General features: G+C 69.2%; 23 protein-coding genes and 1 pseudogene. 14 read left to right on the forward strand and 10 right to left on the reverse strand.

Going from position 1 to position 25,489, the window contains the following annotated elements:
* The first annotated feature begins 80 nt into the window (after positions 1–80).
* From efeU to efeB, 3 genes are read left to right on the forward strand one after another with little or no spacing between them, the layout of a single operon-like run.
* Positions 81–1,007, forward strand: a complete 927-nt coding sequence (efeU, locus tag AC1VNH_RS16305; protein WP_483112605.1) for an iron uptake transporter permease EfeU — start codon at positions 81–83, stop codon at positions 1,005–1,007.
* Complete coding sequence (gene efeO / locus AC1VNH_RS16310; protein WP_483112607.1) at positions 1,004–2,233, forward strand: iron uptake system protein EfeO; 1,230 nt, start codon at positions 1,004–1,006, stop codon at positions 2,231–2,233. Before efeU ends, efeO begins: the two co-directional genes overlap by 4 nt.
* Positions 2,230–3,534, forward strand: a complete 1,305-nt coding sequence (gene efeB, locus AC1VNH_RS16315) for an iron uptake transporter deferrochelatase/peroxidase subunit (protein WP_243227177.1) — start codon at positions 2,230–2,232, stop codon at positions 3,532–3,534. The genes efeO and efeB overlap by 4 nt, the downstream gene beginning before the upstream one ends.
* Positions 3,535–3,540: 6 nt before the next feature.
* Here the strand turns inward: efeB and AC1VNH_RS16320 are convergent, their stop codons facing one another.
* On the reverse strand, positions 3,541–4,656 hold the full coding sequence (locus tag AC1VNH_RS16320; protein WP_483112610.1) for an acyltransferase family protein: 1,116 nt from the start codon (positions 4,654–4,656) through the stop codon (positions 3,541–3,543).
* 85 nt (positions 4,657–4,741) lie between these two features.
* Here AC1VNH_RS16320 and AC1VNH_RS16325 point away from each other — a divergent pair, with 85 nt between their 5' ends.
* The 3 genes from AC1VNH_RS16325 (at position 4,742) to AC1VNH_RS16335 (ending at position 7,599) form a co-directional block, all read left to right on the forward strand.
* The gene (locus AC1VNH_RS16325) at positions 4,742–5,641 is read left to right on the forward strand and encodes an alpha/beta fold hydrolase (protein WP_483112741.1); all 900 of its coding nucleotides are present in this window, start codon (positions 4,742–4,744) and stop codon (positions 5,639–5,641) included.
* Positions 5,642–5,752: 111 nt separating this feature from the next.
* Positions 5,753–6,955, forward strand: a complete 1,203-nt coding sequence (locus AC1VNH_RS16330) for an LLM class flavin-dependent oxidoreductase (protein ID WP_483112742.1) — start codon at positions 5,753–5,755, stop codon at positions 6,953–6,955.
* Positions 6,955–7,599 carry an FMN reductase gene (locus AC1VNH_RS16335; RefSeq protein ID WP_243227180.1) on the forward strand — a complete coding sequence of 215 codons (645 nt, stop codon included), beginning with the start codon at positions 6,955–6,957 and terminating at the stop codon, positions 7,597–7,599. The genes AC1VNH_RS16330 and AC1VNH_RS16335 overlap by 1 nt, the downstream gene beginning before the upstream one ends.
* Before the next feature lie 28 nt (positions 7,600–7,627).
* Here AC1VNH_RS16335 and AC1VNH_RS16340 read toward each other — a convergent pair whose 3' ends face one another.
* Positions 7,628–8,221 carry a DedA family protein gene (locus tag AC1VNH_RS16340; RefSeq protein WP_483112611.1) on the reverse strand — a complete coding sequence of 198 codons (594 nt, stop codon included), beginning with the start codon at positions 8,219–8,221 and terminating at the stop codon, positions 7,628–7,630.
* Positions 8,222–8,360: 139 nt separating this feature from the next.
* Here AC1VNH_RS16340 and AC1VNH_RS16345 point away from each other — a divergent pair, with 139 nt between their 5' ends.
* On the forward strand, positions 8,361–10,325 hold the full coding sequence (locus AC1VNH_RS16345) for a GDSL-type esterase/lipase family protein (RefSeq protein WP_483112613.1): 1,965 nt from the start codon (positions 8,361–8,363) through the stop codon (positions 10,323–10,325).
* A 17-nt stretch (positions 10,326–10,342) separates the two neighbouring features.
* On the opposite strand, the gene AC1VNH_RS16350 is transcribed toward AC1VNH_RS16345, so the two are convergent.
* Genes AC1VNH_RS16350 through AC1VNH_RS16360 form a run of 3 tightly spaced genes read right to left on the reverse strand, consistent with a single transcriptional unit; the run spans position 10,343 to position 13,478 of the window.
* On the reverse strand, positions 10,343–11,500 hold the full coding sequence (locus tag AC1VNH_RS16350) for an aggregation-promoting factor C-terminal-like domain-containing protein (RefSeq protein ID WP_483112615.1): 1,158 nt from the start codon (positions 11,498–11,500) through the stop codon (positions 10,343–10,345).
* A gap of 44 nt (positions 11,501–11,544) precedes the next feature.
* The gene (locus AC1VNH_RS16355) at positions 11,545–12,225 is read right to left on the reverse strand and encodes a response regulator (protein ID WP_483112617.1); all 681 of its coding nucleotides are present in this window, start codon (positions 12,223–12,225) and stop codon (positions 11,545–11,547) included.
* Positions 12,222–13,478 carry a sensor histidine kinase gene (locus tag AC1VNH_RS16360; protein ID WP_483112619.1) on the reverse strand — a complete coding sequence of 419 codons (1,257 nt, stop codon included), beginning with the start codon at positions 13,476–13,478 and terminating at the stop codon, positions 12,222–12,224. Before AC1VNH_RS16360 ends, AC1VNH_RS16355 begins: the two co-directional genes overlap by 4 nt.
* Positions 13,479–13,584: 106 nt before the next feature.
* On the opposite strand from AC1VNH_RS16360, the pseudogene AC1VNH_RS16365 reads away from it, so the two are divergent.
* The 6 genes and pseudogenes from AC1VNH_RS16365 to AC1VNH_RS16390 all read left to right on the forward strand — a co-directional run.
* Positions 13,585–14,919: pseudogene (locus AC1VNH_RS16365) on the forward strand (cation:dicarboxylate symporter family transporter); the annotation flags it as partial.
* Positions 14,920–15,589: 670 nt separating this feature from the next.
* Positions 15,590–17,869 (forward strand): polyribonucleotide nucleotidyltransferase, encoded by a 2,280-nt coding sequence (locus tag AC1VNH_RS16370; protein WP_483112621.1) that lies wholly within the window; start codon positions 15,590–15,592, stop codon positions 17,867–17,869.
* Positions 17,870–18,086: 217 nt separating this feature from the next.
* Positions 18,087–19,112, forward strand: coding sequence for an aldo/keto reductase (locus tag AC1VNH_RS16375; RefSeq protein ID WP_483112622.1), 1,026 nt, complete (start codon positions 18,087–18,089; stop codon positions 19,110–19,112).
* A gap of 59 nt (positions 19,113–19,171) precedes the next feature.
* Entirely contained in the window at positions 19,172–19,774 is a 603-nt protein-coding gene (locus tag AC1VNH_RS16380) for a histidine phosphatase family protein (protein ID WP_137416556.1), read from the forward strand.
* Positions 19,775–19,794: 20 nt separating this feature from the next.
* Positions 19,795–20,253 (forward strand): hypothetical protein, encoded by a 459-nt coding sequence (locus AC1VNH_RS16385; protein WP_483112624.1) that lies wholly within the window; start codon positions 19,795–19,797, stop codon positions 20,251–20,253.
* 97 nt (positions 20,254–20,350) lie between these two features.
* Positions 20,351–20,602, forward strand: coding sequence for a hypothetical protein (locus tag AC1VNH_RS16390; RefSeq protein WP_483112626.1), 252 nt, complete (start codon positions 20,351–20,353; stop codon positions 20,600–20,602).
* Positions 20,603–20,634: 32 nt separating this feature from the next.
* On the opposite strand, the gene AC1VNH_RS16395 is transcribed toward AC1VNH_RS16390, so the two are convergent.
* The 5 genes from AC1VNH_RS16395 to AC1VNH_RS16415 form a co-directional block, all read right to left on the reverse strand.
* The gene (locus AC1VNH_RS16395) at positions 20,635–21,387 is read right to left on the reverse strand and encodes an ABC transporter permease (protein WP_483112628.1); all 753 of its coding nucleotides are present in this window, start codon (positions 21,385–21,387) and stop codon (positions 20,635–20,637) included.
* Entirely contained in the window at positions 21,384–22,070 is a 687-nt protein-coding gene (locus tag AC1VNH_RS16400; protein WP_483112629.1) for a hypothetical protein, read from the reverse strand. Before AC1VNH_RS16400 ends, AC1VNH_RS16395 begins: the two co-directional genes overlap by 4 nt.
* A gap of 89 nt (positions 22,071–22,159) precedes the next feature.
* Positions 22,160–22,909 carry an ABC transporter ATP-binding protein gene (locus tag AC1VNH_RS16405; protein WP_483112631.1) on the reverse strand — a complete coding sequence of 250 codons (750 nt, stop codon included), beginning with the start codon at positions 22,907–22,909 and terminating at the stop codon, positions 22,160–22,162.
* Between the two features lie 63 nt (positions 22,910–22,972).
* Positions 22,973–23,608, reverse strand: coding sequence for a response regulator transcription factor (locus AC1VNH_RS16410; protein ID WP_483112633.1), 636 nt, complete (start codon positions 23,606–23,608; stop codon positions 22,973–22,975).
* 11 nt (positions 23,609–23,619) lie between these two features.
* Entirely contained in the window at positions 23,620–24,687 is a 1,068-nt protein-coding gene (locus tag AC1VNH_RS16415) for a sensor histidine kinase (protein ID WP_483112635.1), read from the reverse strand.
* Positions 24,688–24,922: 235 nt separating this feature from the next.
* Between AC1VNH_RS16415 and AC1VNH_RS16420 the strand changes: the two genes are divergently transcribed.
* The gene (locus AC1VNH_RS16420; protein ID WP_483112637.1) at positions 24,923–25,489 is read left to right on the forward strand and encodes a recombinase family protein; all 567 of its coding nucleotides are present in this window, start codon (positions 24,923–24,925) and stop codon (positions 25,487–25,489) included.

The raw sequence follows: 25,489 nt of genomic DNA on the forward strand, positions 1-25,489 counted from the left end.
CGTGGAATTTGCCTCCGGTCGTAACAGGAGTAATCTCGCTCCGGGCTTAGGTAAGCCTTACCAGAAAGAAGGATGCCGCGGTGCTGTCGAGTCTGCTGATCGGTCTGCGCGAAGGCCTCGAGGCCGCCATCGTCGTCGGTATCCTCGCCGCGTATCTCGCCCGGCTCGGACGGCGCGATGTGCTACCGCGGCTGTGGATCGGCGTGGGACTGGCCGTTCTCCTCTCGCTCGTGGTCGGCGCGGTCCTCACGTTCGGCGCCTACGAGCTCACCTTCCAGGCCCAGGAGATCCTCGGTGGCGGCCTCTCGCTCGTCGCCGTCGCGCTGGTCACGTGGATGATCTTCTGGATGCAGCGGGCCGGCCGCGGGCTCAAGCGGGCGCTCGAGGGCGACATCGACCGTGCCCTCGCGACCGGGGCGCTGTGGGGCATCGTCGTCATCGGCTTCATCTCCGTCGCTCGCGAAGGACTCGAGACGACCCTGCTGCTGTGGTCGATGGTGCAGTCCTTCGGCAATGCGCCCGCCGCACTCGGCGGCGCCGTCCTCGGCCTCGCGCTGGCGGTCGTGCTCGGCGCGCTCATCTCGCGCGGCATGATCCGCCTCGACCTCCGGGTGTTCTTCACCTGGACCGGTGCCCTGCTCATCATCGTCGCCGCCGGCGTCCTCGCCTACGGCGTGCACGACCTGCAGGAGGCGGGCGTGCTGCCGGGGCCGTTCTCCGACGCTGCCACGATCGACGCGGCCACCGGAGTCGTGGGCGTGGGTCTCGCCGGTATCCCGTTCGGCTGGGCCTTCGACGTGTCGACGATCGTCGCCCCCGGCGGTCCCGTCGCCGTGCTGCTGCAGGCCACCGTCGGGTTCATGCCGCAGATGACGTGGCTGCAGGTCATCGCGTGGGTCGTCTACATCGCCGTCGTCGGCGCCCTCTTCTTCCGCGGTGCGCGTTCGCACCCGCGGTCCCACCGAGCGCAAGAAGCCGTCGCTCCCGCACATCAAGGAACCTCATGACAGCTCCTCGTCTGATCGGCGGCGCCGCGGCGCTCGTCCTCACCTCGCTCGTGCTCGCCGGATGCGTCGCCAAGGCCGACGTGGCCGCATCCGACGCCCTCGCCGTGACGGCGAGCGACTCCGCGTGCGATCTGCCCACGGCGACCGCGACCAGCGGCACCCTGGCCTTCGACGTCACCAACACGGGCTCGCAGGTCAGCGAGTTCTACCTGCTCGCCGAAGACGGCCTGCGCATCGTCGGCGAGGTCGAGAACATCGCTCCCGGCGCCTCGCGGACCCTCACGGTCGTCGCGCAGCCCGGCAACTACTTCACGCTGTGCAAGCCGGGCATGGTCGGCGAGGGTGTCGGGCGCGCCGGCTTCACCGTCACCGGCGACACCGTCGCCGCGTCCGGCGACGACGCCGAGCAGAAGCAGCAGGCCGTCTCGCTGTACGCGGCGTTCGTGAAGGACCAGGTCGAGCAGCTGGTCCCCGCCGTCGACGCCTTCACCGCCGCCTACACCGCCGGTGACGATGAGACCGCCCGCACGTCCTTCCCGCAGGTGCGTTCCTTCTACGAGCGGATCGAACCGGTCGCCGAGTCGCTGGGCGATCTCGACCCCAAGATCGACTACCGCGAGGTGGATGCGGTCGCCGAGGGCCTCGATTGGACCGGGTTCCACCGCATCGAGAAGGACCTCTGGGTCCCCGCGCAGGACGCGCTCAACGCCGACGGCGTGACCCCCGCCTGGCAGGACTGGACGCCCTCCACGCCCGAGCAGCGCGCTGAGCACGCCGACCAGCTCGTCGCGGATGTGGCGCAGCTCAACGACTACGTCCACTCCGACGAGTTCGTGAGCGCGCTGGACGCGCAGGGCATCGCCGGCATCTCGAACGGTGCGATCGCACTTCTCGACGAGGTCGCGAACGGCAAGATCTCCGGCGAGGAGGACTGGTGGAGCGGCACCGACCTCTACGACTTCGCCGCCAACGTGGAGGGGTCCAAGATGGCCTACTCGCTCGTGCGCGACTTCGCTGAGAGCAAGGGTGCGGACGGGCAGAAGCTCGTGACGGCCATCGACAAGGGCTACGCCGATCTCGAGGTGCAGCTGGCGACGTACGGCAGCGCCGACACGTCGTTCGTCGCGTACTCGACGTTGACCGAGGCCGACAAGCGCACGCTGACCGATCTGATCAACGCGCTCGCCGAGCCGCTGTCGCGTCTGACGGTGACCGTCCTCTCGTGAACGAACAGCCCTCCGCCGCCCAGCCGCCGGAGCCCGCCGCCGCGCCGTCCGGGCTCAGTCGGCGGGGTCTGCTCGGTCTGCTGGGCGCCGGTGCCGCCGGCCTCGCCATCGGCGGGGCCGGCGGTGCCGCGGTCGCCACGGCTGTCGCGGGCGCCGCATCCGCCGCAGATGCGGATGGTGTCCACGCGTTCTTCGGCGATCACCAGGCGGGCATCACCACCGAGGTGCAGGATCACCTGCACTTCGCCGCCTTCGACCTCGACGACGATCTGACGCGCGACGACCTCGTCTCGCTCCTCCAGGACTGGTCGTATGCCGCATCGCGTATGACGCAGGGGCTCGACGTCAGCGCCTCGGGCGCGGTGGGCGGCTCACCCCAGGCCCCGCCGGACGACACCGGCGAGGCGCTGGGTCTGCCCGCGAGCTCGCTGACGATCACGTTCGGGTTCGGGCCCGGGCTCTTCGAGCGCGACGGGGTCGACCGCTTCGGGATCGCCGATCGCCGGCCCGACCTGCTCAAGCCGCTGCCTCGCTTCGTCGGCGACGACCTGGACCCGCTGAACTCGGACGGCGACCTCTGCATCCAGGCCTGCGCCGACGACCCGCAGGTGGCCGTGCACGCGATCCGCAACCTCAGCCGCATCGCGTTCGGCCGCGCCCGCATCCGCTGGGCGCAACTCGGCTTCGGCCGTACGTCCAAGACGAGCGCCGCGCAGACGACGCCTCGCAACCTCTTCGGCTTCAAGGACGGTACGGCCAACATCCTCGCGACCGACACGGCGGCGCTCGCCGATCACGTGTGGGTCGCAGATGAAGGCCCCGCCTGGCTCGCCGGCGGCAGCTATCTCGTCGCCCGCCGCATCCGTCAGACGATCGAGACCTGGGACCGGTTGCGGCTCATGGAGCAGGAGCGCACGATCGGGCGTGACAAGCGCGAGGGTGCTCCGTTGTCGGGCGGACAGGAGTTCACCGAGCCGGACTTCTCGGCGAAGGATGCGTCGGGCGCGCCCCGCATCGACCGTGCCTCCCACGTCAGCCTCGCCCACCCCGACAACAACGGCGGAATCCGCATCCTGCGTCGCGGCTACAACTTCGTCGACGGCAACGACGGCCGGGGTGCGCTGGAGGCGGGGCTCTTCTTCCTCTCCTACCAGCGCTCGCCAGAGCAGTTCATCACGCTGCAGAAGGCGCTCGCGCGCGACCTGCTCACGGAGTACCTGCGCCACGTCGGATCGGGCATCTGGGCGGTGCCGGGCGGCATCCGAGAGGGCTCGTTCGTGGGAGCCGACCTCTTCGCCTGAGCGGGGTCAGCGGCGTTCGGGAGCGCGGCGCGATCCGGTCGGGTCGCTGCGGTGTCCTTCGCGACTCGCGAGGGTGCGGTCGGCGAACAGCCACGACCAGCGCGGCTCGACGAGGGGGCGGAACACGCGGCGCACGGGCGCCGTCGCGAGTCCCAGCGCGATGAGCACGGATGCGGCGCAAACGACCGGCAGCCAGAACCACGTCGGGTCGAGCCCGCGCAGGACGCCGGACTCGCGGAACGGGTAGAGCACGAAGGAATGCAGCAGGTACACGTACATCGTGTACTGCCCGAACGAGGTCCACCACGCTGCCCGCCGGGGCACGAGCGCGAGGAAGGCGGCGGTCAGCAGCAGGGCGATCGCCATGAGCGCGAGCCGGATGCCGCCGGCCCACCACTGCTCGCCGCCGAGATCCGAGTAGGCGTCCTCGTAGAACAGCCACGTGCGCAGATCGATCGCCCGCCAGAGGTCGATGAAGATCCACGCGACCGTGCCGGCAGCGACCAGCACCGCGGCAGCGGCGACGCGGCTCCACCACGGTCGGGCCAGCAGCGAGAAGCGCTCGACGATGTCGTGTTCGCGCAGCCACCAGCCGAGGGTGAAGAAGAACAGGAGCCCCATCGTGCGCGACAGCGACAGCGTCGAGTCGATGTTCGGCAGGTAGCCCACACCGATCGAGACCACCAGCGCCCACAGCAGCGGCCAGCGCAGGAGCGCGAGGTAGGGCAGCACGACGCGGAAGATGCCGAGCGCGAGCAGGAACCACAGCGTCCACGAGGGCTGGGTGGGATTCGGGTTGGCGGCGCCCTCGACGAAGAACTTGGTGATCGTCCAGAGGGTCTCGAAGATGAGATACGGCAGCAGGATGTCGGTGACGACGCGGGCCATCTGACGCTTACCCGGCACGCCCGCCTTCGAGAAGTAGCCCGAGATGACAGCAAAGGCCGGCATGTGGAAGGCGTAGACCACGAGGTAGAGCGCGAGTGCCGCATCCGAGTCGTAGATGAGGCGTTGCGTGGCGTGTCCGAGCACGACCAGAACGATCGACGCGAAGCGCGCGTTGTCCCAGAACGGCACCCGGCGCTTCGGGCGCGCGGGCGCGGGGGTCGGCGGAAGGCTCATCGCGTGCGACCCTACCGGTGCGCGTGCCCCGCGTGTCGCCGGGCCGCGGAGGCAGTAGGGTGTGGCCACCGGTGAGGGGGTGGCGATGGCCGTGCGCGAGGACGCTGCCTGGCAGGACCGATCCATCGGCGACGTGGACTGGCATCTGTTCCCCTCGGACGCCGTACGCGATGCCGTGGCGGCGCCGTCGGGGGCGTTGGCCCGTGTGTCGCTCGGCCCGGCGGACGGACCCAGGGTTCTACTCGTTCCCGGGGTGACCGGCTCGAAGGAGGACTTCGTGCTGGTCATGCCGCTGCTCGCCGCCGCCGGCTACCGCGTCGAATCCTACGACCTGGCGGGTCAGTACGAGTCGGCGGACGCTGGTCCTGAGAACCTCGAACCGCCCCGGCGGCACTACGACTACCCGCTGTTCGTGGACGACATGATCGCGGTGCTTCAGACCGGATCCGCCCCGGTGCACGTGCTCGGCTACAGCTTCGCCGGCCTCGTCGCGCAATTGGCGCTCGTGGCCCGGCCCGACCTCTTCGCGAGCCTCGCGCTCGTCACCTGTCCGCCGGCGACGGGGCAGGTCTTCCGGGGCGTGAAGCGCATCGGACGTCTCTCGGATGCGGCGGGTCCGCGCGCGGGCGCCGGTCTCATGCTCTGGGGCATCCGTAACAACCTCAACCGCGTGCCGCCGGGTCGCCTGCGCTTCGTCCGCGAGCGATTCGCGCTGACCCGCCGCTCGAGCGTGACGGACATCGTGGGCCTGATGATGACGATGCCGGATGTGACGGCCGCCGTGGCCGGTCTCGATCTCCCCAAGCTCGTCGCCACGGGCACGCACGATCTCTGGCCCGAGTCCGAGTACCGCGCGTACGCGGTGCGGATCGGGGCGCACGCCGTCGTGTACGACACCGGCCATTCGCCGAGCGAAACGGTGCCCCACCAACTGAGCAGGGATCTGCGTCATCTGTACGAATCGGCATCCGATCGCCGGGAATAACCTCGACCCCGACGCGTTATAGGGGATATATTCAATCGCATAGAAACGGATGCGGGCACGCACCCGGGAAGCGGAAGAGGAATCGTGAGCGAGAACACCACCTGGCCGGGAATGCAGTTCGGCATCTTCACGGTCTCGGACATCACCCAGGACCCGGTGTCGGGTCACACCCCGAGCGAAGCGGAGCGCATCCGCAACACCATCACGGTCGCCAAGCACGCCGAGGAGGTGGGGCTGGACGTCTTCGCCCTCGGCGAGCACCACAACCCGCCCTTCTGGTCGTCGTCGCCCACCACGACGCTCGCCGCGATCGCCGCACAGACCGAGCGACTGCTCGTGTCGACCGCCACGACGCTCATCACCACGAACGACCCGGTGAAGATCGCCGAGGACTTCGCGATGCTGCAGCACGTCTCCAACGGCCGCACCGACATCATGCTCGGACGAGGCAACACCGGCCCCGTGTACCCCTGGTTCGGCAAGGACATCCGTCAGGGCCTGCCCATCGCGCTGGAGAACTACGCGCTGCTGCACAAGCTGTGGCGTGAGGACGTCGTGGACTGGGAGGGCAAGTTCCGCACCCCCCTGCAGGGCTTCACCGCCACGCCGCGCCCCCTCGACGGCGTGCCCCCCTTCGTGTGGCACGGCTCGATCCGCACGCCGGAGGTCGCCGAGCAGGCCGCCTACTACGGTGACGGCTTCTTCGCGAACAACATCTTCTGGCCGGCCGAGCACTACCAGCGACTGATCGCGCTGTACCGCCAGCGTTACGCGCACTACGGACACGGCACGCCCGAGCAGGCGATCGTGGGTCTCGGCGGACAGGTGTTCATGCGCGCCAACTCGCAGGACGCCGTCAACGAGTTCCGTCCCTACTTCGACAACGCCCCGGTCTACGGACACGGCCCGTCGATGGAGGACTTCACGCAGATGACGCCCCTCACCGTCGGCTCGCCTCAGCAGGTCATCGACCGCTACGCCGGTATGCGCGACCTGTTCGGCGACTACCAGCGCCAGCTGTTCCTCATGGACCACGCAGGGCTGCCCCTGAAGATCGTGCTCGAGCAGCTCGACATCCTGGGCGGCGAGGTCGTGCCGGTGCTGCGCAAGGAGCTCGCGAAGAACCGTCCCGCCGACGTGCCGGACGCGCCCACCCACGAGAACCTCGTGCGCAAGATGTACGGCGACGCCGAGCCCCGTCAGGCCACCCCGCGCGCCAACCGCGGCGACAACCTGACCTCGGGTTCGCCCTACCAGGACACCCCGCAGCCGGTCGGTGCCGCCTTCGGCGCCGCTGCCACCCGGAGCGCCTGATGAGCACCCGTCGTATCGCCGTCATCTCGGCAGGTCTGTCCAACCCGTCGTCGACTCGGATGCTGGCCGACCGCCTGCTCGCCGCCACCGCGCGCGAGCTGGCGGAGCGCGACATCGAGATCACCGCCGACGTGTTCGAGCTGCGCGACTTCGCGCACGACATCACGAACAACCTGCTCACCGGATTCGCGCCCACGGCCCTGGAGACGATGATCAACACCGTGGTGTCGGCCGACGCGCTCATCGTCGTCACGCCGATCTTCTCCACCAGCTACTCCGGACTGTTCAAGTCGTTCATCGACGTGCTCGACCCCGACGCGCTGCGCGGCAAGCCGGTGCTCATCGGCGCGAACGCGGGAACCGCCCGCCACTCGCTGGCGATCGACTACGCGATCCGGCCGCTGTTCGCCTACCTGCACGCGGATGCCGTCTCCACCGGTGTCTTCGCCGCCTCCGCCGACTGGGGCGGCAGCGGCGACCAGGTCGCGACGCTCTCGAGCCGTGTGGACAAGGGCGCGCGCGAGCTGGCCGAGGCCATCGCCCGTCGCAGCCCCGTCGTCGACGCCGATCCGTTCGATCCCGCGAACTACCTCGGGGAGGGCCGTTCGTTCGGCCACCTGCTGGGGGGCCTCGCGGGAGAGTGACCTCTCCGTGTGGAGTGAGGGCGCCGCGTCACCGTGGCGCCCTCACTCGTTTTGCGGCGACCGCATCCAGGGCGAAGCCCAGGCCCAGCGCGAGCACGATCGAGACGATCACCGCCACCACGGGGCCGCCGGGGACGATGGCACCGACCGCGGCTCCGATCAGGCTCTGGTAGACGGCCCAGCCGAGCGCCGCGAGCGCGCAGGCACCCAGGAACCGCGTGGGCCTCACCCGTGTGGCCCCCGCCGTGACGGTGACAGCGACCCGCGCGAAGGGGATGAAGCGGGCGGTGAACACCACCGTCGCGGCGCTGCGGTGCAGGCGGCCCCGCGCCCAGGAGAAGGCCGCCGCGACGCGAGGATGGCGCATCCAGCGCCAGCGATCGATCCCGACCGTGCGTCCGATCAGGTACCCGGCGGCGTCGCCCGCGAACGCGGCGGCAGCGGCGACGGCCACGACCGCGACGATCGGCGGCTGCCCGGTCGACTCCGCCAGAGCGCCCATCGCGGTCACCGCGACCTCGCCTGGGATCACGACGAGGAGGGCGTCGGCGAACACCAGCAGGGCCATGAGCGGCAGCGCCCACGGACTCGACGCGAGATCGGTCAGAAAAGGCTGCGCCACCCGTGAAGCATCGCAGCGGCGGGTGAACGGCGACCCAACGGGGCACGTCCGGTGACGAGCCGTGGTGCATCCGGTGAACTCTCGTCGATCCGCCCGGGTTCGCGCCGTGCGGACCCCGCGCCGGGAGCACCCTGGTCTCGTGAGAGTCGCGCTGATCGCCGAGTCCTACCTTCCGCACATGAACGGGGTGACCGGCTCCGTCCTGCAGGTGCTCCGGCACCTCGCCGCCGACGGTCACGAGACGCTCGTGATCGCCCCCCGTTCGACCGAGTCCGTCGACGCGGTCGCTGCGTCCCGCACCGAACTGCTCGCCTCGCTCCCGCTGCCGTCGTATCCGCAGGTGCGGGTCGTCTTCGCGCGCGTGGCGCGCATCGCGGCGATCCTCCGCGAGTTCCGCCCCGACGTCGTCCATCTCGCTTCGCCGTTCGTGCTGGGGTGGCAGGGCGTGAACGCCGCCGAGTCGCTGCACGCCGCATCCGTCGCCATCTACCAGACCGACGTCGTCGCCTACGCGGAGCGCTACCGGATGCCGCAGGCCGCCGTCCTCGCCGCCGGTCACGTCGCACGTCTCCACCGCCGGGCCACTCTCACCCTCGCGCCCTCCACCTCGTCGGTGGCGCAGCTGGAGCGGCTGGGCGTGGATCGCCTGCGGATGTGGGCGCGCGGCGTGGACGGCGACCGATTCCGACCGGATCGTCGCAGCGAGCAGTTCCGTCGGAGCGTGGCACCCGGTGCACGCATCATCGGCTACGTCGGGCGCCTCGCCCCGGAGAAGCAGGTGGAGGATCTCGCCGTGCTGGCCGGCGTCGAAGATGCGCGGCTGGTGATCGTCGGAGACGGTCCGTCTCGGCCGCAGCTCGAGCGACAGCTGCCCGGCGCGGTGTTCCTCGGGCACCTCGCGGGCGACGAGCTCGCCGAGGCGATGGCATCGTTCGACGTCTTCGTGCACCCCGGCGAGAGCGAGACCTTCGGTCAGACGATCCAGGAGGCGCACGCGAGCGGCGTTCCGGTCGTCGCCACGGGCACGGGCGGACCCGTGGACCTCGTGCGCTCGAGCATCGACGGCTGGCTCTACCGCCCGGGCGACCTCGGCGATCTGCGCGCTCGCGTGGGCGACCTCCTGGGCGACGAGGCGAAGCGACAGGCGTTCTCGCTGGCCGCGCGCGAGGCCGTCGCCGAGCGCACGTGGGCATCGCTGTACGGCCAGCTTCTCGGGCACTACGACGAAGCGAGAGAGCTGCGCCGGATCGATGACCGGCTGCTGGCTCGTGGCGACACGCGTCCCGCCATGCCGGCGCTGCTTCCCGCGCCGCGGCGATGGGCGCGGTTCGTTGCCCTCGGCGACTCGCTCACCGAGGGCCTGTGCGACACCTCGCGCACGCCCCACGGGCAGTACCGAGGCTGGGCCGACCGCCTCGCGCCGCTGCTGGCGCAGCAGCACCGCGGCCGCGAACCGTTCCGCTACGCCAATCTCGCGGTCCGCTCGCGTCGCGTGCGCGATCTCACGACGACGCAGATCCCGCGGGCGCTCGAGCTTCGCCCCGATCTCGTCTCGATCCTCATGGGCGCGAACGACCTCGTCGGCCACGGCGCGGCGCCACGGGCGCTCGCCGCCGACCTGGAGCAGGGGGTGGTGGCGCTGAGGGAGGCGGGCTGCGACGTCCTGCTGGTCACGCCGTTCTTGCCTCACCGTCGAGCGGCGGGACTCTTCGCCCGCCGATTCGCCCAGTACGCCTCCGAGCTGCGCCGCATCGCACGTGTGCACGGATGCATGCTCCTGGATCTGGAGGCACTGCCCGGGATCGGCGCGCTGGAGATGTGGGCCGACGACAAGGTGCACCTGCGCTCACGCGGCCACCGTTTCCTCGCGTATCGCGCGGCCGAGGTGCTGGGAATCCCGGATGCCGAGGCACTGGGCGATCTGGATGCCGCCCTCCACGACGACGAGCCCTCGGCGGGCGGCTGGCTGCGCCGTGACGCGCTGCCGTGGCTGTGGCGTCGGATGCGGGGGCGCACCGCGGGCGACGGTCTGGATGCGAAGCACTCCGATTACGTCGAGATGCCCGGCGCGGGGCGCGCGCGCCGTGCCTCCTCGTCGGCCTGAGCGCGAAACGCGGGGTGTCAGTACCAGCCGGTGGCCTGCGAATGGCCCCACGCTCCGCAGGGGGAGCCATAGCGGCTCGAGATGTACGAGAGGCCCCAGTTGATCTGCGTCGCGGCATTCGTGCGCCAGTCGGCGCCGGCGCTCGCCATCTTGTCGCCCGGCAGCGACTGCGGAATCCCGTAGGCGCCGCTGGAGGGGTTGAGCGCGTCGGCGCGCCAGCTGGACTCCCGGTTCCAGAGCAACACGAGACACTCGAACTGGTCCTGCCCCCATCCGTAGGCGCCGATCGCCCCGCGCGCGTACTCCCGCGCTCCGGCCGGATCGACCACGACGCCGCCCCCGGACCCGGGAGAGGGGGCCGGGGGAGCGGGTGAGCCGGAGGAAGGGGAGGTCGGTGCGGGATTGGCCGGTTGCGCCGCGACCTGGCTCGCCAAGCGGTACCGGCGCTCCACCTCGGCGGTCGTCCCCTTGAGCGTCGCCAGCTGCGCATAGAGCGTGCTCGCCTGCGCGGTGAGCTCGACGACGGCGGCGGACTCCGCATCCGCGGCGGATTGCGCGTCGGCCGCCGCGCGTTCGGCCTCGGTGGCGGCGTCTTCGCGCGCGGTGCGTGCGAGCGTGGCCTGATCGTTGAGCGTTGCGAGGACGTTCGCCGCCCCCTGCGCTCGCGCCGCGCGGCCGGCCCAGGCCGTGCCCACGGTGTGGAGCAGCCCGAGACGGTCGAGCAGGTCGTCGGGATCGGCCGCGGTCAGCAGACGGGCGGCGAGCGGGCCGTCGGACTGGAGGCGGTACATGGAAGACGCGAGCGCTCCGGTGCGCGCACGCTGCGCCTCGGCCTCCGCCTGTGCGGCGACCGCCTGCGCATCGAGTGCTGCGGAGTGTTGCGCGGCGTCGTCCGCGCGTCGGCGGGCGTCCTCTGCGATGCGTGCCGCATCCAGCGCCGCCGTGGCGGCGGTGGCACTGCGCTCTTGGGCGGCGTCGAGCTCGGCGTCGATGCGCGCGACGAGCTCTGCGGCGGCCGCCTGGTTGTTGCGCGCGTTCTGCACGTCGTCCCAGGAAGGCGTGTCGGCTGCGCGAGCGGGCGCGGCCGTCCCGGCGAGCACGACGACGATCGCAGCGGCGACGGCGAGAGCCCTCGGGCGAAGCGCCCGAGGGCGTGGCGCGCGCTCGACGGTCATGCGGACACGCTATTGCGTCACAGGCGTCACACCAACCCCACCGGTCACATGGACCAGCGGTACTCGCTTTCGGGTCGACCGGGGCGGCCGTGGCGCGCACGTCGCTCGGCGGCGCCGATCTCCACCAGATGCTCGAGGTATCGGCGGGCCGACACGCGGGACAGTCCCAGCAGACGCGCCGTCTCGACGGCCGAGAGCGCTTCGCCCCCGCGAAGTGCCCGGCCCACCGCATCCAGCGTGTCGGGCGAGATGCCCTTCGGCGTGACCGGAACGGGCGCCGTGCGGCCCGCCCCGAGCAGCGCGTCGATCTCCGCCTGCGTCGCCGATCCGCGTGGTGTGCGCAGCTCGCGTGCCTGTGCATACTGCTCGAGCCGCTCCCGGAACACGCCGAAGGTGAAGGGCTTCACGAGGTACTGCACGACGCCGAGGCTCGCGGTCGCCCGCACGGTTTCGGCGTCTCTCACGCTGGTCACCGCGATCACGTCCACCGTGCTGCCGGCGGCGCGGATGCGGCGCAGCACATCCAGCCCGCTCGCGTCCGGCATGGTCATGTCCAGCAGCACGAGGTCGACGGCGGGTCTCGGCGCCGGCCCGATGAGAGCGCGTACGGCGGCGGCTGCCCCGGCGCACAGTCCGCTCACCTCGAAGCCGTCCAGGCGTCCGACGTACTGTCCGTGCAGCTCGAGGGTCAGTGCGTCGTCGTCGACGACCAGGACCTGGATCATCCCCGTCCCTTCAGCACGACCACGAACCGGCTGGGATCGGTGTCGTCGATGCGGATGCTGCCGCCTGCCGCCGTCACGATGTCGCGCACGAGCGCGAGGCCGACACCGCGACCCTCCGCCCCCGCGGGTTTCGTGCTGAAGCCCATCTCGAACACCCTCTCGCGCATCTCGGTCGGCACTCCGGCGCCCGAGTCCGTCACCGTGAGCAGGAGGTCCCGCCCGGAGCGCGTCATCGCGAAGTCGACCGTGCGAGGCGCGGGACCGGCCGCTGCCGCATCCACGGCGTTGTCGAGCAGATTACCCACGACCGTGACGGCGTCGACGGCCGAGAGCACGGACCGGGGTGCATCGGGGGTGATCTGCGTGCGCAGCAGCACCCCGCGCTCGGCCGCCTGCGACACCTTGCCGAGCACCAGCGCGCCCACGGTGGCGTCCCCGTCGGTGCGAGCCGTGACCTGATCGACGAGCTGCTGCGACGTCTGTGCGGAATCCGTCAGCAGGGCGATCGCCTCGTCGCGGCGGCCCATCTCCAGCAGAGCGACGGCGGTGTGGATCCGGTTGCCGTGTTCATGCGTCTGCGCGCGGAGGGCTTCTCCCAGTGTGCGCATCGACTCGGCGCTCGAGAGCGTGTCGCGGATCTCTGATGCGGCCAGATCGCCCGTCACGCGCCGCGCCTGTCCGCGCGCGAGCACCGCACCGACCAGGCCCGCGGCAAGCACGATGAGCGCGACCGCCAGCGCGAACGGCAGCCGAGCGGCGATCCCGTCGCCGATGCTGCCCAGGGTCACCCCCGCCGACACCCAGCCGACGACCTCGTCGTCCTCGGTGACGGGGGCGATCGTGCGCACCGAGGGGCCGAGTGTCCCCGCGCGCTCCTCGGTCAGCGACTGAGGGGATGCGGGGATTGTGCCGATGTAGCGCTCGCCGATCGGGGCGGGATCGCGGTGGGTGAAGCGCACGCCGTCGGGCGACATGATCGTCACGAAGTCGAGGTCGCTGGCGGCCATGACCGATTCGGCGAACGGCTGGAGGACGGCCGAGGGATCGGCGGAGGTGATGCTGCCGCGAACAAAGGGGTCGTCGGCGAGGGTGCGCGCGACGATCTGCGTCACGCGTTCGGCTTCCGCTCGCTCTGCGCGCTGAGCGTCCAGCACGAGCACCGCGCTGAGCACAGCCGCCACCGCGATCGCCGCGGCGGCGATCAGCAGGAACAGCCGCGTGGCAGCGCTCGTCGGGAACTTCGTCGGTCTCACCGCATCCTCCGTGACCAATACGACCACAACTCGACCCCGTCCGTCAGCGGGCGCGAGGGTACGAGCGTGGCCACGATGAGGCGGCCCGATCGAGAAGGAGACGATGATGGCTCTGCGACTTCCCCGCACGACGACGGTGACCCTGCCGCGGCTGACAGGCCGCCCCGGTCGCAAGAAATGGGACAAGCACACGTGGCTGTACGTCTCGGTGATCATCGCCGTGGTCGCCGGCGCCGTGGTGGGGTTGGCCTTCCCCGAGTTCGCGGTCGGCCTGAAGCCGCTCGGCACCGCGTTCGTGTCCCTGATCACGATGATGATCGCGCCCATCATCTTCTGCACGATCGTGGTGGGTGTGGGATCCATCGCCAAGGCGGCGACGGTCGGCAAGATCGGCGGTCTCGCGCTGGTCTACTTCCTCGGCATGTCGACCTTCGCGTTGGCGATCGGCCTCGTGGTCGGCAACATCATCCACCCCGGCGAGGGCCTGGACATGTCCGGCTCCACCTATCAGGCGACGGGTGAGGCGACCTCGACGGTGGACTTCCTGCTGCACATCGTCCCGGAGTCGTTCTTCGCGGCGTTCACCGGCGGCAGCGTGCTGCAGGTGCTGTTCATCGCGCTGCTCGTCGGCTTCGCCCTGCAGGGCCTAGGGGAGAAGGGCAAGCCGATCATGACGGCGATCACCCACCTGCAGACGCTCGTGTTCCGCATCCTCGGCATGATCCTCTGGCTCGCGCCCGTCGGTGCGTTCGGTGCCATCGCCGCTGTCGTCGGCTCGACCGGCGTCGCGGCGATCCTGGGGCTCGGCCTTCTGATGGTCGCCTTCTACATCACCTGCTTCGTGTTCATCGCGGGTGTCCTGGGCTCGCTGCTCTACGCGGTCGCCCGGGTGAACATCTTCTCGCTCATGAAGTACCTGGGCCGCGAGTATCTGCTGATCGTCGGCACGTCCTCGTCGGAGTCCGCGCTGCCGCGACTCATCGCGAAGATGGAGCACCTAGGTGTCTCCAAGCCCGTCGTGGGCATCACCGTTCCGACCGGCTACTCGTTCAACCTGGACGGCACGGCGATCTACCTCACGATGGCGTCGCTGTTCATCGCGACCGGGATGGGCGCGCCCATGTCGATCCCCGAGCAGATCGGTCTGCTCGTGTTCATGATCATCGCCTCGAAGGGGGCTGCCGGCGTCACCGGCGCGGGGCTCGCGACCCTCGCGGCGGGCCTGCAGACCTACCGTCCCGACCTCGTCGGAGGGGTGGGTGTCATCGTGGGCATCGACCGCTTCATGTCGGAGGGGCGCGCGGTCACGAACTTCACCGGCAACGCCGTGGCGACCGTGCTGATCGGCACGTGGACCCGCCAGATCGACAAGGCGCGGGTGCGCGAGGTGCTCTCCGGCGCCCGGCCCTTCGACGAGTCCACGCTGACCGGCGGACACGGCGCGGATGCGGGGAGAAGGCGCCCGCCGGGGAGCGGCAGGATGCGGCCGCGACGGCGCTGGCGACCACCGCTCGCTGAGTCACGGAAGAGGGGCCCCGATGCGCGATGCGTGCCGGGGCCCCTCTTCGTCGCGTCTCAGCCCTCGATGCCCTGCTCGAAGCCGTCGAGGCGCATCTCGCGCTCGAGCTGCGCCTGCAGCTGCGCCTCTTCGCGCGGGTCGGGGGATTCGGGTGCGCCGTCGAGGAGGCCGTCCTCGACCAGCTGCTCTTCGCCGGTGGCGGCGGGCTCGGTGCCCGGCTCGGGGTCGCGGTCGGAGGCGGGGTTGGCGTCGTGGGTCATGACCTGTCCTCTCGTCGGTTCCGCTGTCGCGGGTGGTGCGTCCCACGATAGGCGGCGCCGACCGGCGTGAGAACGGGTTGCACTGGTAGGCTGAGGCGGATCGCTTTCTGCGATCGCCCAACTCCATACGAGTTCACGGAGCAGGCCGGCGGGAAGCTGGTCCCCTGTGGTGGGTTCCTCGTCGTGTGTCGCACGCCGGGTGGTCTTCTACTGGTGGCCAGCGCAGGCTCTCTGCAGTCATGCCGCGCGCCCATAACCGCAGCCCTGCTCCTTCGCATGTCCGCTCGTCGCCCACACGGGGTGGCGAGCCTAAACAAAGAAGGAGGGACCTCTTGGAAGGTCCGGAAATCACCGCCGCCGAAGCCGTTCTCGACAACGGCCGATTCGGCACCCGCACTGTCCGGTTCGAGACCGGGCGACTGGCGCAGCAGGCACAGGGTGCCGTCGCCGCCTACCTCGACGAGGAGACGATGCTCCTCTCGGCGACGAGCGCCGGGAAGCACCCTCGTGAGGGCTTCGACTTCTTCCCGCTGACCGTCGACGTCGAGGAGCGCTCGTACGCCGCCGGCAAGATCCCCGGCTCGTTCTTCCGTCGTGAGGGCCGCCCCTCGACCGAGGCGATCCTGGTGTGCCGTCTGATCGACCGTCCGCTGCGCCCGTCGTTCGTCGACGGCCTCCGCAACGAGGTGCAGATCGTCGTCACCGTCCTGAGCATCGCTCCGGGCGAGTTCTACGACGCGCTGGCCATCAACGCCGCATCCCTGTCGACGCAGATCTCGGGTCTGCCGTTCTCCGGTCCGATCGCCGGTGTGCGCCTCGCGCTCATCCCGGGTCACGGCGAGCACGCCGACCAGTGGATCGCCTTCCCCAAGGCCGAGCAGCTGCAGGAGGCCGTGTTCGACCTGATCGTGGCCGGTCGCGTCCTGGAGGACGGCGAAGTCGCGATCATGATGGTCGAGGCCGAGGCCACCGAGCACAGCTGGGACCTCATCAAGGCCGGCGCCACCAAGCCCAGCGAGGAGATCGTCGCGCAGGGTCTCGAGGCCGCAAAGCCCTTCATCAAGGAGCTCGTCGCGGCGCAGAACGTCGTGGCGAACACCGCCGCGAAGGAGATCCAGCCCTACCCGGTCTTCCCGCCCTACAGCCAGGAGACGTACGACTTCGTCGCCGAGCGGGCCTACGACAAGCTCGTCCCGATCTACCAGATCGCCGACAAGCAGGAGCGTCAGAACGCGGACGACGCGGTGAAGGATGCCGTCAAGGCTGAGCTCGTCGCCGCCGTCGAGGCCGAGCAGCTGCCCGCTGTCGCGACCCTCGAGTTCTCTGCCGCGTACAAGTCGGTCACGAAGAAGATCGTGCGCGGCCGCATCCTCGCAGAGGGTGTGCGTATCGACGGACGCGGTCTGGCCGACATCCGTGCGCTCGACGCCGAGGTGCAGGTCATCCCGCGCGTGCACGGTTCGGCGATCTTCCAGCGCGGTGAGACCCAGATCCTGGGCGTCACCACGCTGAACATGCTCAAGATGGAGCAGCAGATCGACTCGCTGAGCCCCACGACGAGCAAGCGCTACATGCACCACTACAACTTCCCGCCCTACTCGACCGGTGAGACAGGCCGTGTGGGCAGCCCGAAGCGTCGCGAGATCGGTCACGGCTTCCTGGCCGAGCGCGCCCTCGTTCCGGTGCTGCCCAGCCGCGAGGAGTTCCCCTACGCGATCCGCCAGGTCTCCGAGGCTCTCGGCTCCAACGGCTCGACGTCCATGGGCTCGGTGTGCGCCTCGACGCTCTCGCTGCTCAACGCCGGTGTGCCGCTGCGCGCCCCGGTCGCGGGTATCGCGATGGGTCTCGTGTCCGACGAGGTCGACGGCCAGACGCGCTACGCCGCGCTGACCGACATCCTCGGGGCCGAGGACGCGCTGGGCGACATGGACTTCAAGGTCGCCGGTACCAGCGAGTTCGTCACGGCGATCCAGCTCGACACGAAGCTCGACGGCATCCCGTCGTCGGTGCTCGCCGCAGCTCTCACCCAGGCGAAGGACGCGCGTCTGACGATCCTCAACGTGCTGAACGCGGCGATCGACGCTCCCGACGAGATGGCGCCCACCGCGCCGCGCGTCATCAGCGTCCAGATCCCCGTCGACAAGATCGGTGAGCTGATCGGCCCGAAGGGCAAGACGATCAACGCGATCCAGGACGAGACCGGCGCGCAGATCTCCATCGAGGAGGACGGCACCGTCTACATCGGTGCGACCGACGGCCCCTCGGCCGAGGCCGCCCGTGCCCAGGTGAACGCGATCGCCAACCCGACCAACCCCGAGGTCGGCGAGCAGTTCCTCGGAACCGTGGTGAAGATCGCGACGTTCGGCGCCTTCATCTCGCTGCTTCCCGGCAAGGACGGCCTGCTGCACGTCAGCGAGGTCCGCAAGCTCGCCGGCGGCAAGCGCGTCGAGAACGTCGACGACGTGCTCAACGTGGGTCAGAAGCTGCTGGTGAAGATCACGAAGATCGACGACCGCGGCAAGCTGTCGCTCGAGCCCGTGCTCGAAGAGGCTGCCGACCAGGAGGGTCGCGACGCGGCCAACCCCGGTCCGGAGGCTCCCACAGAGGGCTGATCCTTCCACGCAGTGAGACCCCCGTCGCGGTATCGCGGCGGGGGTCTCTGCCGTTCGCGGGCGAGCCGTGACAAAAGAGTTATGCAATGTTTATCGATCTGTCGCCGTGGCGAGAGCCGGTGACCGCGGGCTCATTTACTGTCTAAGTACGCGTCGAGCCACGCGGGAGATCCACGGATTCCGCGTTCCGCGACACGAGAGTGCGGAAGGGGTGCGCGTGAGAATCTTCGGAATCGGCACGGCGACGCATCCGATCGCGCCGACGGATGTCGCGCAGACGCATCCCTCCGCCCCGATCCCCGTGCAGGGCCCCGGGGTCGGCGCCGGCATCCGCATCGATCTCGGTGAGAGCGGACAGTGCATCTTCCCCCTCATCCTGGGCGGGGCGGAGTTCGGCTGGAACGTCGACATCGAGACCAGCCACACGATCCTCGACGCGTACGTCGAACGCGGCGGCAACGCCGTGCACACCGCCGACAGCTTCGCGGGTGGACGCAGCGAGCACATCATCGGGGAGTGGCTGCGCAAGCGCCGCGTGCGCGACGACCTCGTACTCATGACCCGTGTCGGGGCTCATCCCGATCACCCGGGCCTCGGCCCCGTCAACCTCATCCGCTCGGTCGAGGCCTCGCTCGTCCGGCTCGGCACCGACCGTATCGACGTGCTCTACATCGACGGCACCACAGGGGTGGGATCGCTCGAGAACACGCTCGCCACGCTGGAGTGGCTGATCGAGGCCGGCAAGGTGCGGGCCATCGGCGCCTACGGTCTCCGCGCCGAGCAGCTCGTGGAGGCCCGCATCCTCTCCTCCGCGGGACTCCCGCGGTTCACGGTGCTCGACGTGCCCTACAACGTGTTGCGCCGCAAGGACTTCGACGGCGACCTGCGACTCGTCGCCGGTGCGCAGGGGGTCGCGGTGACGCCCTCGCACCCGCTGGAGCACGGGTTCCTCGCGGGCGCTCGGCGCACGCGCGACAAGGCCGTCACCTCGGTCCGTGCGGCCCAGCTGGCCGGCAGCCTGACCAAGCGCGGCAGCCGGACGCTGAAGGCGTTGGATGCGGTGGCGGCGGAGTTCGGCGTGCCGGTGTCGGCCGTCGCGGTGGCATGGTTGCTCGCGCAGCGGATCGTCGCAGCCCCCATCGCGAACGCGTATGCGCCGGCCCACGTCGAGGAGGTGCTGCAGGGCGTAGGGCTCCGCCTCACTCGCGGCCAGCTGTCGGAGATCGCGCGCGCGTCGGAGTAGCGGGTTAGGGTGTATGAGACGCCGACGAGGCGTTCGACCTACTCGACGGAGCGACAGGCGTGACTCACTACATCTACCTTGTCCGCCACGGCGAGCATCAGGATGCGGAGCACGGCATCGACGACGGACCGTTGTCGCCGCGTGGCCGCCGCCAGGCAGAGCTGTTGGCCGACCGGCTCTCGGGCGTGCCGTTCGATGCCGTCTGGCACTCGCCGCTCGTGCGCGCCGCGGAGACGGCCCGTGCGGTGGCCGAGCGCATGCCGTCGATCACGCCGGAGGCCTCGTCGCTGCTGTTCGACTGCGTTCCGACGGGGATGACGGAGGAGACCCCCGCGGTCTTCGAGCCCTTCTTCGGCGGCATCACCGAGGCTGCGGTAGACGCGGGGCGGGCGCAGATGGCCGACGCCCTCGCCGCCTTCCTGGTGCGCAAGCAGGGCGACGTGCACGAGCTGATCATCACGCACAACGCGGTGATCGGCTGGTTCGTGCGCGAGGTGCTGGGTGCGCCCGACTGGCGATGGATGACGCTCAATCAGGCGAACGCGGGACTCACGGTCATCGCACAACGCCACGGGCGTCCCTGGACGCTCGTGTCCCACAACGACCTCGCCCACCTGCCGTTCGAGCTGCGCACGGGCCTTCCCGAGGTCCCGCCCGTCTGACGGACCGCTAACGTCGAGTCATGTTCTGGAGAACGTACGGCTCTGTCGTCGGGTGGATGTTCTTCGTGGGCGTCGTGGGTACGGGAGCATACTTCTTCGTCTTTTTCGCGTGGATTGTTCCGCCCGCTCCAGGAGTGAACTTCGCGCTCGAGATGATGCCGATCTGGGGAGGGATCTGCGGGGCTGTCACCGCGGCGGCGGCGAGCGTCGTTTATGGCGTGAGTGTCGCGCTGTGGGCGCGTCGTCCCGATCGCTCGGTTGCATCGCGAGCCTGGGCCGGGGCATCGTCGGCCGGACTCGGAGCGTTCGCGTTCTGGGTGCTCCTCGGCTATGTCGTCGGAGGTCCTGCCCTGCTCTTGTGGGCCGTCGTCGCCGCAGTGGCCGGCGTGTGCGCCGCCTCGACCGCCGGCCCGCTCACCGCGAGGGCGGCACGGCGTGCATCGCGCGGAGCATCGGCGCACGATTCAGGAGTGGTCTGAGAGCACCTTGCCGTACCAGCGCGTCGCGTTCGGATTCTCATTGTCGTCAGCGTGGGGAACAGCTTGGGATGCCGGTCTGATGCGCTAGGAATGTTCGGTGACGTCGACTCCGGAGCTACCGTCCGAACTGTTCGTGATCGTGACGCGCGACGCCAGTCCTATGGCGCGCCACAACATGCGCTTGGGTCGTATCGCCTCGGCTGGTGCAGCCAATTCAGAAATCGACAGCGAAACGTACCTGAACGAACGCGACCAATGGCTTCCCTGGTTACCCAACCCGCAGTACGAGAGGTGTGTCAGCTTCCGTGCGGCACGCATCACCAACGAGATGTGTGAATCACGGCGGTAAATGTCGCGCTTCTCGCGGGCCTTGCTGACGGGTTAGGCGTCTCGGCGGCGGAACGCGATTGCGGCTAGGGCGACGAGGGCACCGACCCATCCGGCCATGACGAGTCCTCCTGGGATGGGTTCGAGTAGTCCGATGTCGGGGTATTCGGTGAGGAGTTGGATCCCGGCGAGGTCGGGAAGGTATTTCAGGATTGGGAAGATGCTGACGAGCGAGATGGTCAGCCCGAGTACGAGCGGCACCAGGACAACCAGGGTGGCTATGAAGGTCCGTGCGAGCATCGTGATCGCGGCCGCGATGAGGCCGATGAGTACGTAGTTCACGACGACGCCGAGCAGGTTCCAGGCCATCCCCGCGGTGAAGCCGATGACAGGTATGCCGTGATCGCCGAGAGCCGCGTGTTTCAAGAGGACGGCCGCTGCCGTTGCGATCAGTCCGATGAGCGCGGCTGCGCCTGCAACAACGATGAGCTTTGCGGTCAGTACCCGCCCGCGGCGTGGAGTGGCGAGCAGGGTGCTGCGGAGTTGGCCGTCGATGTATTCCGTGCCGGCGATGAGGGCGGCGAGCAGGATCACGAGGGGTTGCCCGAATCCTGCTGTCTCGAAGCCGTGCGACTCGACCGGGAACGAGGCGCCGGCGGCTGATGTCGGGTCGAAGGCGAGGCCGGAAGCGAGTGCGAGGGCGGGCGGTGCGAGGATCGCGGCGGTGAAGGTGGCTTGGATGCTGCGGAGTGTGAGCGCTTTAGTGAGCTCGGCGCGGAGCGTGTGGAGCATAGTTGGCGTGCTCACAGGTCTCGTCGGGTGAAGGCGATGCCGGCGGCTATCAGCAGTACGATCGCCCAGCTCGCCTGGACGAATCCGCCGAACACGGGAGTGAGGTAGCCGCCGGTGGTGGGGTCACTGTAGAGAGCGGCGCCCGCGGCGGTCGGAAGGTACTTTGCGCCGTCCCAGATCCCAGCGAGGAAGTCTCCGATACCGATGACGAGCGGGGTGATGAGGATGAGGGGCAGGATCGCGGTGCAGGCGAGAACCCCGACGGAAAAGGCGATGAGTGCGGTGAGTGTCCAGGCGAGCGTGACGCCGCCGAGGTTCGCCCAGATCGCGGCGTCCAGCGCCCACGGGTTGATGCCGGTTTGGCCTGCCGCGTGGGTGATGACCAACGTGCCCCACATCGTCAGGAACCCGATGACCGCAACCGCGGCTGTAAGCAGCGCGATTTTGGTGAGGTAGACGCGCAGCCGCTGTGGGGTGGCGAGCAGGGTGGTGCGGATCTGCTGGCCGGTGCCGTACTCGCTGCCGGCCCAGAGCGCGGCGAGGGCAACCACGAGGACATACCCGAAGCCCGCCATCTCAAACCCCTGATACTCGACTGGCACCGGAACCAAGGAATACAACCGGGGATCGTCGGAAGCGATACCGACGCCGGACGCTGCGTTGCTCCAGGCCATCGGCCAGGTACCGAGGACGGTCACGAGCGCGAGAATCCAGATCGGACGAGCGGTGACGAGTTTTGTTGTCTCCGACCGGACCAACCCCGTCAAGCGGTTCGATGCAAAAACGCTCACCTGCCCTCTCCTTCCGGCCGGGCGGCACGGTAGTCGATGTGCTCGTCGGTCAAGGCGAAGAACGCCTCTTCCAGGGTTCGGCGACTCCCCTTGACCTCTGCCGCCTCGCCCTGGGCAATCACGCGCCCACGGGCGATGACCACGAAGTCATCAGCTGTCTCCTCCATTTCGCTCATCAGGTGGCTAGAGACGAGAACCGCTTTCCCCTCAGCAGCCAGTGAGCGCAGCAGGTGCCGGGTCCAGCGAATGCCGTCAGGGTCAAGGCCGTTCGTCGGCTCGTCCAGAACTAGCACCTGAGGGTCGCCCAGGAGCGCGGCGGCGATTCCGAGTCGCTGCCCCATGCCGAGGGAGAATCTGCCGATCCGGGTCCGGGCCGCGTCCTGGAGCCCGGTCAGCTCGAGTACTTCATCGACCCGCCGCTTCGGGATCGCGTTCGTCTGCGCGACCCAGCTCAGGTGCGCCCGCGCAGAGCGGCCTTTGTTCGCACCCGGCCCGTCGAGCATCGCACCGACCTTCCACAACGGGCGATCCAGCGACCGATAGGGCACTCCGTCGATGAGCGCAATACCGGAGGTAGCCCTGTCCAGGCCCAGGAGTATCCGCAGCGTCGAGGATTTTCCGGCCCCGTTCGGCCCAAGAAACCCGGTGACCCGCCCGGCCGCTGCGGTGAAGCTGACATCGTCAACGACCGCGCGGGAGCCGTGACGCTTGACCAGATGACTAACTTCGATCATGCCTTCCAGCACACCGCACCGCCCCGCGCCTGTCAGTCTGCAAGCGTTGACAATCCCGCCGTGGGTGCAGTTCGATCAGCGGATGTTGCTGCCGACGAGTCCGCTCTCGTAGGCGATGATGACCAGCGCTGCCCGGTCACGAGCCTCGAGCTTTCCGAGGATGCGGCTGACGTAAGTGCGTACCGTCGTCACCGTCACGAACAGTCCCGCCGCTATCTCGGCGTTGGACAGGCCCCGCCCAACCAGCACGAGCGTTTCCCGTTCGCGATCTGTCAGTCGCTCTACTCCTGTGTGCGCACGGGCGGGAGCGAAGCGTCCGATCAGACGCTTCGTCACCTCCGGGGCCAGCAGGGCGTTCCCTTCGTGCGTGACGCGGATTGCGTGCAACACCTCAGACGGGGGGCTGTTCTTCAGCAGAAACCCCGACGCCCCCGAACGCAGTGCATCGTACACGTACTCGTCCAGATCGAACATCGTCAGCACGATCACCCGCGGACCATCGGGGCGCGCGCTGAGTTGGCGTGTGGCTGCAAGGCCCGTCATGTGCGGCATCTGCACGTCCATGAGCACCACATCGGGCCGATGAACGCCGGCCAGCCGTACGGCCTCCCCGCCGTTGTTGGCTTCGGCCACAACGTTCATGTCCGGTTCGCTGTCGACGAGCAGCCGCAGGGATGCCCGGATCTTGAGCTCATCGTCGGCGAGCAGCACCCGAATCGCGCTCACGAGGTGCTCCCAAATGTGGGAACCGGAAGCGGGAGGGAGGCAGTAACGGCAAAGCCGAGGGATGCAGCATCCAACGTCAGGGTTCCACCCAGCGACTCGACTCGTTCCCGCATCCCCATCAGACCATGGCCTTCGCGGAATCCCCGTGCAGAGCTTTCGCCGTCGTCACGCACCTCGATCTGGCAGCAGCCGTCCGACACGCTCACCGCGATCGTCACTGAGGAGGCGTTGGCGTGCCGGATTGTGTTCGTCACCGCCTCCTGCGTGACTCGGTACAGCGTCGTACGGACGGCAACGGGAAAATCATCGAGAACGTCGGGAGTCTCCACGCGGACCCGCAACCCGGCACGCTCCGCGGAACTGGCAAGATCAGCCAGATCTTCCGCCAGAGACGGCAAGGCGTCGCCCTCGCCAAGAGCGGTCCGCTCACGCTGCAAGAGTCCCTTCAGTTCAGCGAGCGAGCTGCGCGCATCCTGTTCGATCTCACGGAGCACGCCGCGGAGCTCGTCCTCGCCCAGCGCGCCCACATGAGCGGCCACGCCCGCGCGGACGCCGATCGTTCCGAGTGAATGTGAGAGCACGTCGTGCACATCACGGGCGAGCCGCAGTCGTTCCTCCGTGCGCGATCGCTCCGCCGAGGCCTCGGACAATTGACGAGTCCTCACCCCAAGAAACCAGGAGGCACTCAGAACCACCCCACATAGCAGCAGCCCGCGAAATCGGTCTTCGACACCCTCAGCGCTGAGCCCGAGCGACACTGACAGCGCCACGAGAGTGCCCACTGGAATCCACCACGGGACCCGCCGCGCACCGCGCCGCTCCGCGAGAGCGGCCACCGTGAAGCCCGCGAGTACGAATGGATCAGCCGTGAGCCCGAGCGCCCAGCCCGTTCCCGTACCGACGACTGTCGTCACGACCGCGGCCAATGGGAAACGGAGGCTGAGGACCGCTCCGGAGATCACGACAACGCCGAGGCCGGCCTGCACCCATCGCGCCGCCGCATCTGCCGGCACTACGGTCAGCCACAACCCACAGAACAATGCACAGCTCACGAGTAGCACCATGAACGGACTCCGGTAACTCAACAACCTGGCGCTGCGGTGGCCAAGGCGGCCCCGCCAGTTCCGCGACAGGGTGGATCGAGCTCGAATACCCATGTGGACATCGTAACGGCGCAGTCTTACAGACGACCGTTCATGAGACGGTCCTCCAACGGTGGAGCTACTTCCGCGAGTCGTGTATCACAACCCGTGTCCGCGAACTATGTAACGAACGCGGCGTTCACGTTACGCTGAGGACATGGCCACGATCGGATACGCCCGCGTCTCGACGCGCGAGCAGAACCCCGACGGTCAGACCGACGCGCTCGAAGCGGCCGGCTGCGACAAGATCTTCGTCGAGCATGCCTCCGGCGCCCTGGCGAAGCGACCCGCGCTGACCGATGCTCTCGGCTACCTGCGGGAGGGGGACTCCCTCGTCGTGACGAAGCTCGACCGGCTTGGCCGATCCGTCCGTAACCTCAAGCAGATCGCCGACGAGCTACAACACCGTGGAGTGGGCCTTCGGGCGCTGTCCCAGGGCATCGATACGACCACACCGGGCGGGAGGTTGTTCTTCCATATGCTCGCCGCCATCGCCGAGTTCGAGCACGACCTCATCGTGGAGCGCACGCACGATGGCCTCGCGGCGGCGCGAGCTCGGGGGCGCAAGGGCGGCCCGAAGTTCAAGATGACGCCGACGAAAATCCGGCAGGCCCGCGCGATGTATGACGAGGGCGCGCACACCGTGCAGGAGATCGCCGACACTTTCGGGGTATCCCGGCCCACGATCTACCGGCACCTGGCCGAGCACGTCGAGCGAGCCTGA

Source organism: Microbacterium sp. KU4F, from assembly GCF_056868075.1.

Bases quoted from the DNA above. Each gene is read 5' to 3' on its own strand.
- efeO (WP_483112607.1), top strand. From the start codon at position 1,004: ATGACAGCTCCTCGTCTGATCGGCGGCGCCGCGGCGCTCGTCCTCACC.
- AC1VNH_RS16320 (WP_483112610.1), bottom strand. From the start codon at position 4,656: ATGAGCCTTCCGCCGACCCCCGCGCCCGCGCGCCCGAAGCGCCGGGTG.
- AC1VNH_RS16325 (WP_483112741.1), top strand. From the start codon at position 4,742: ATGGCCGTGCGCGAGGACGCTGCCTGGCAGGACCGATCCATCGGCGAC.
- AC1VNH_RS16330 (WP_483112742.1), top strand. From the start codon at position 5,753: ATGCAGTTCGGCATCTTCACGGTCTCGGACATCACCCAGGACCCGGTG.
- AC1VNH_RS16335 (WP_243227180.1), top strand. From the start codon at position 6,955: ATGAGCACCCGTCGTATCGCCGTCATCTCGGCAGGTCTGTCCAACCCG.
- AC1VNH_RS16350 (WP_483112615.1), bottom strand. From the start codon at position 11,500: ATGACCGTCGAGCGCGCGCCACGCCCTCGGGCGCTTCGCCCGAGGGCT.
- AC1VNH_RS16355 (WP_483112617.1), bottom strand. From the start codon at position 12,225: ATGATCCAGGTCCTGGTCGTCGACGACGACGCACTGACCCTCGAGCTG.
- AC1VNH_RS16385 (WP_483112624.1), top strand. From the start codon at position 19,795: ATGTTCTGGAGAACGTACGGCTCTGTCGTCGGGTGGATGTTCTTCGTG.
- AC1VNH_RS16415 (WP_483112635.1), bottom strand. From the start codon at position 24,687: ATGGTGCTACTCGTGAGCTGTGCATTGTTCTGTGGGTTGTGGCTGACC.
- AC1VNH_RS16420 (WP_483112637.1), top strand. From the start codon at position 24,923: ATGGCCACGATCGGATACGCCCGCGTCTCGACGCGCGAGCAGAACCCC.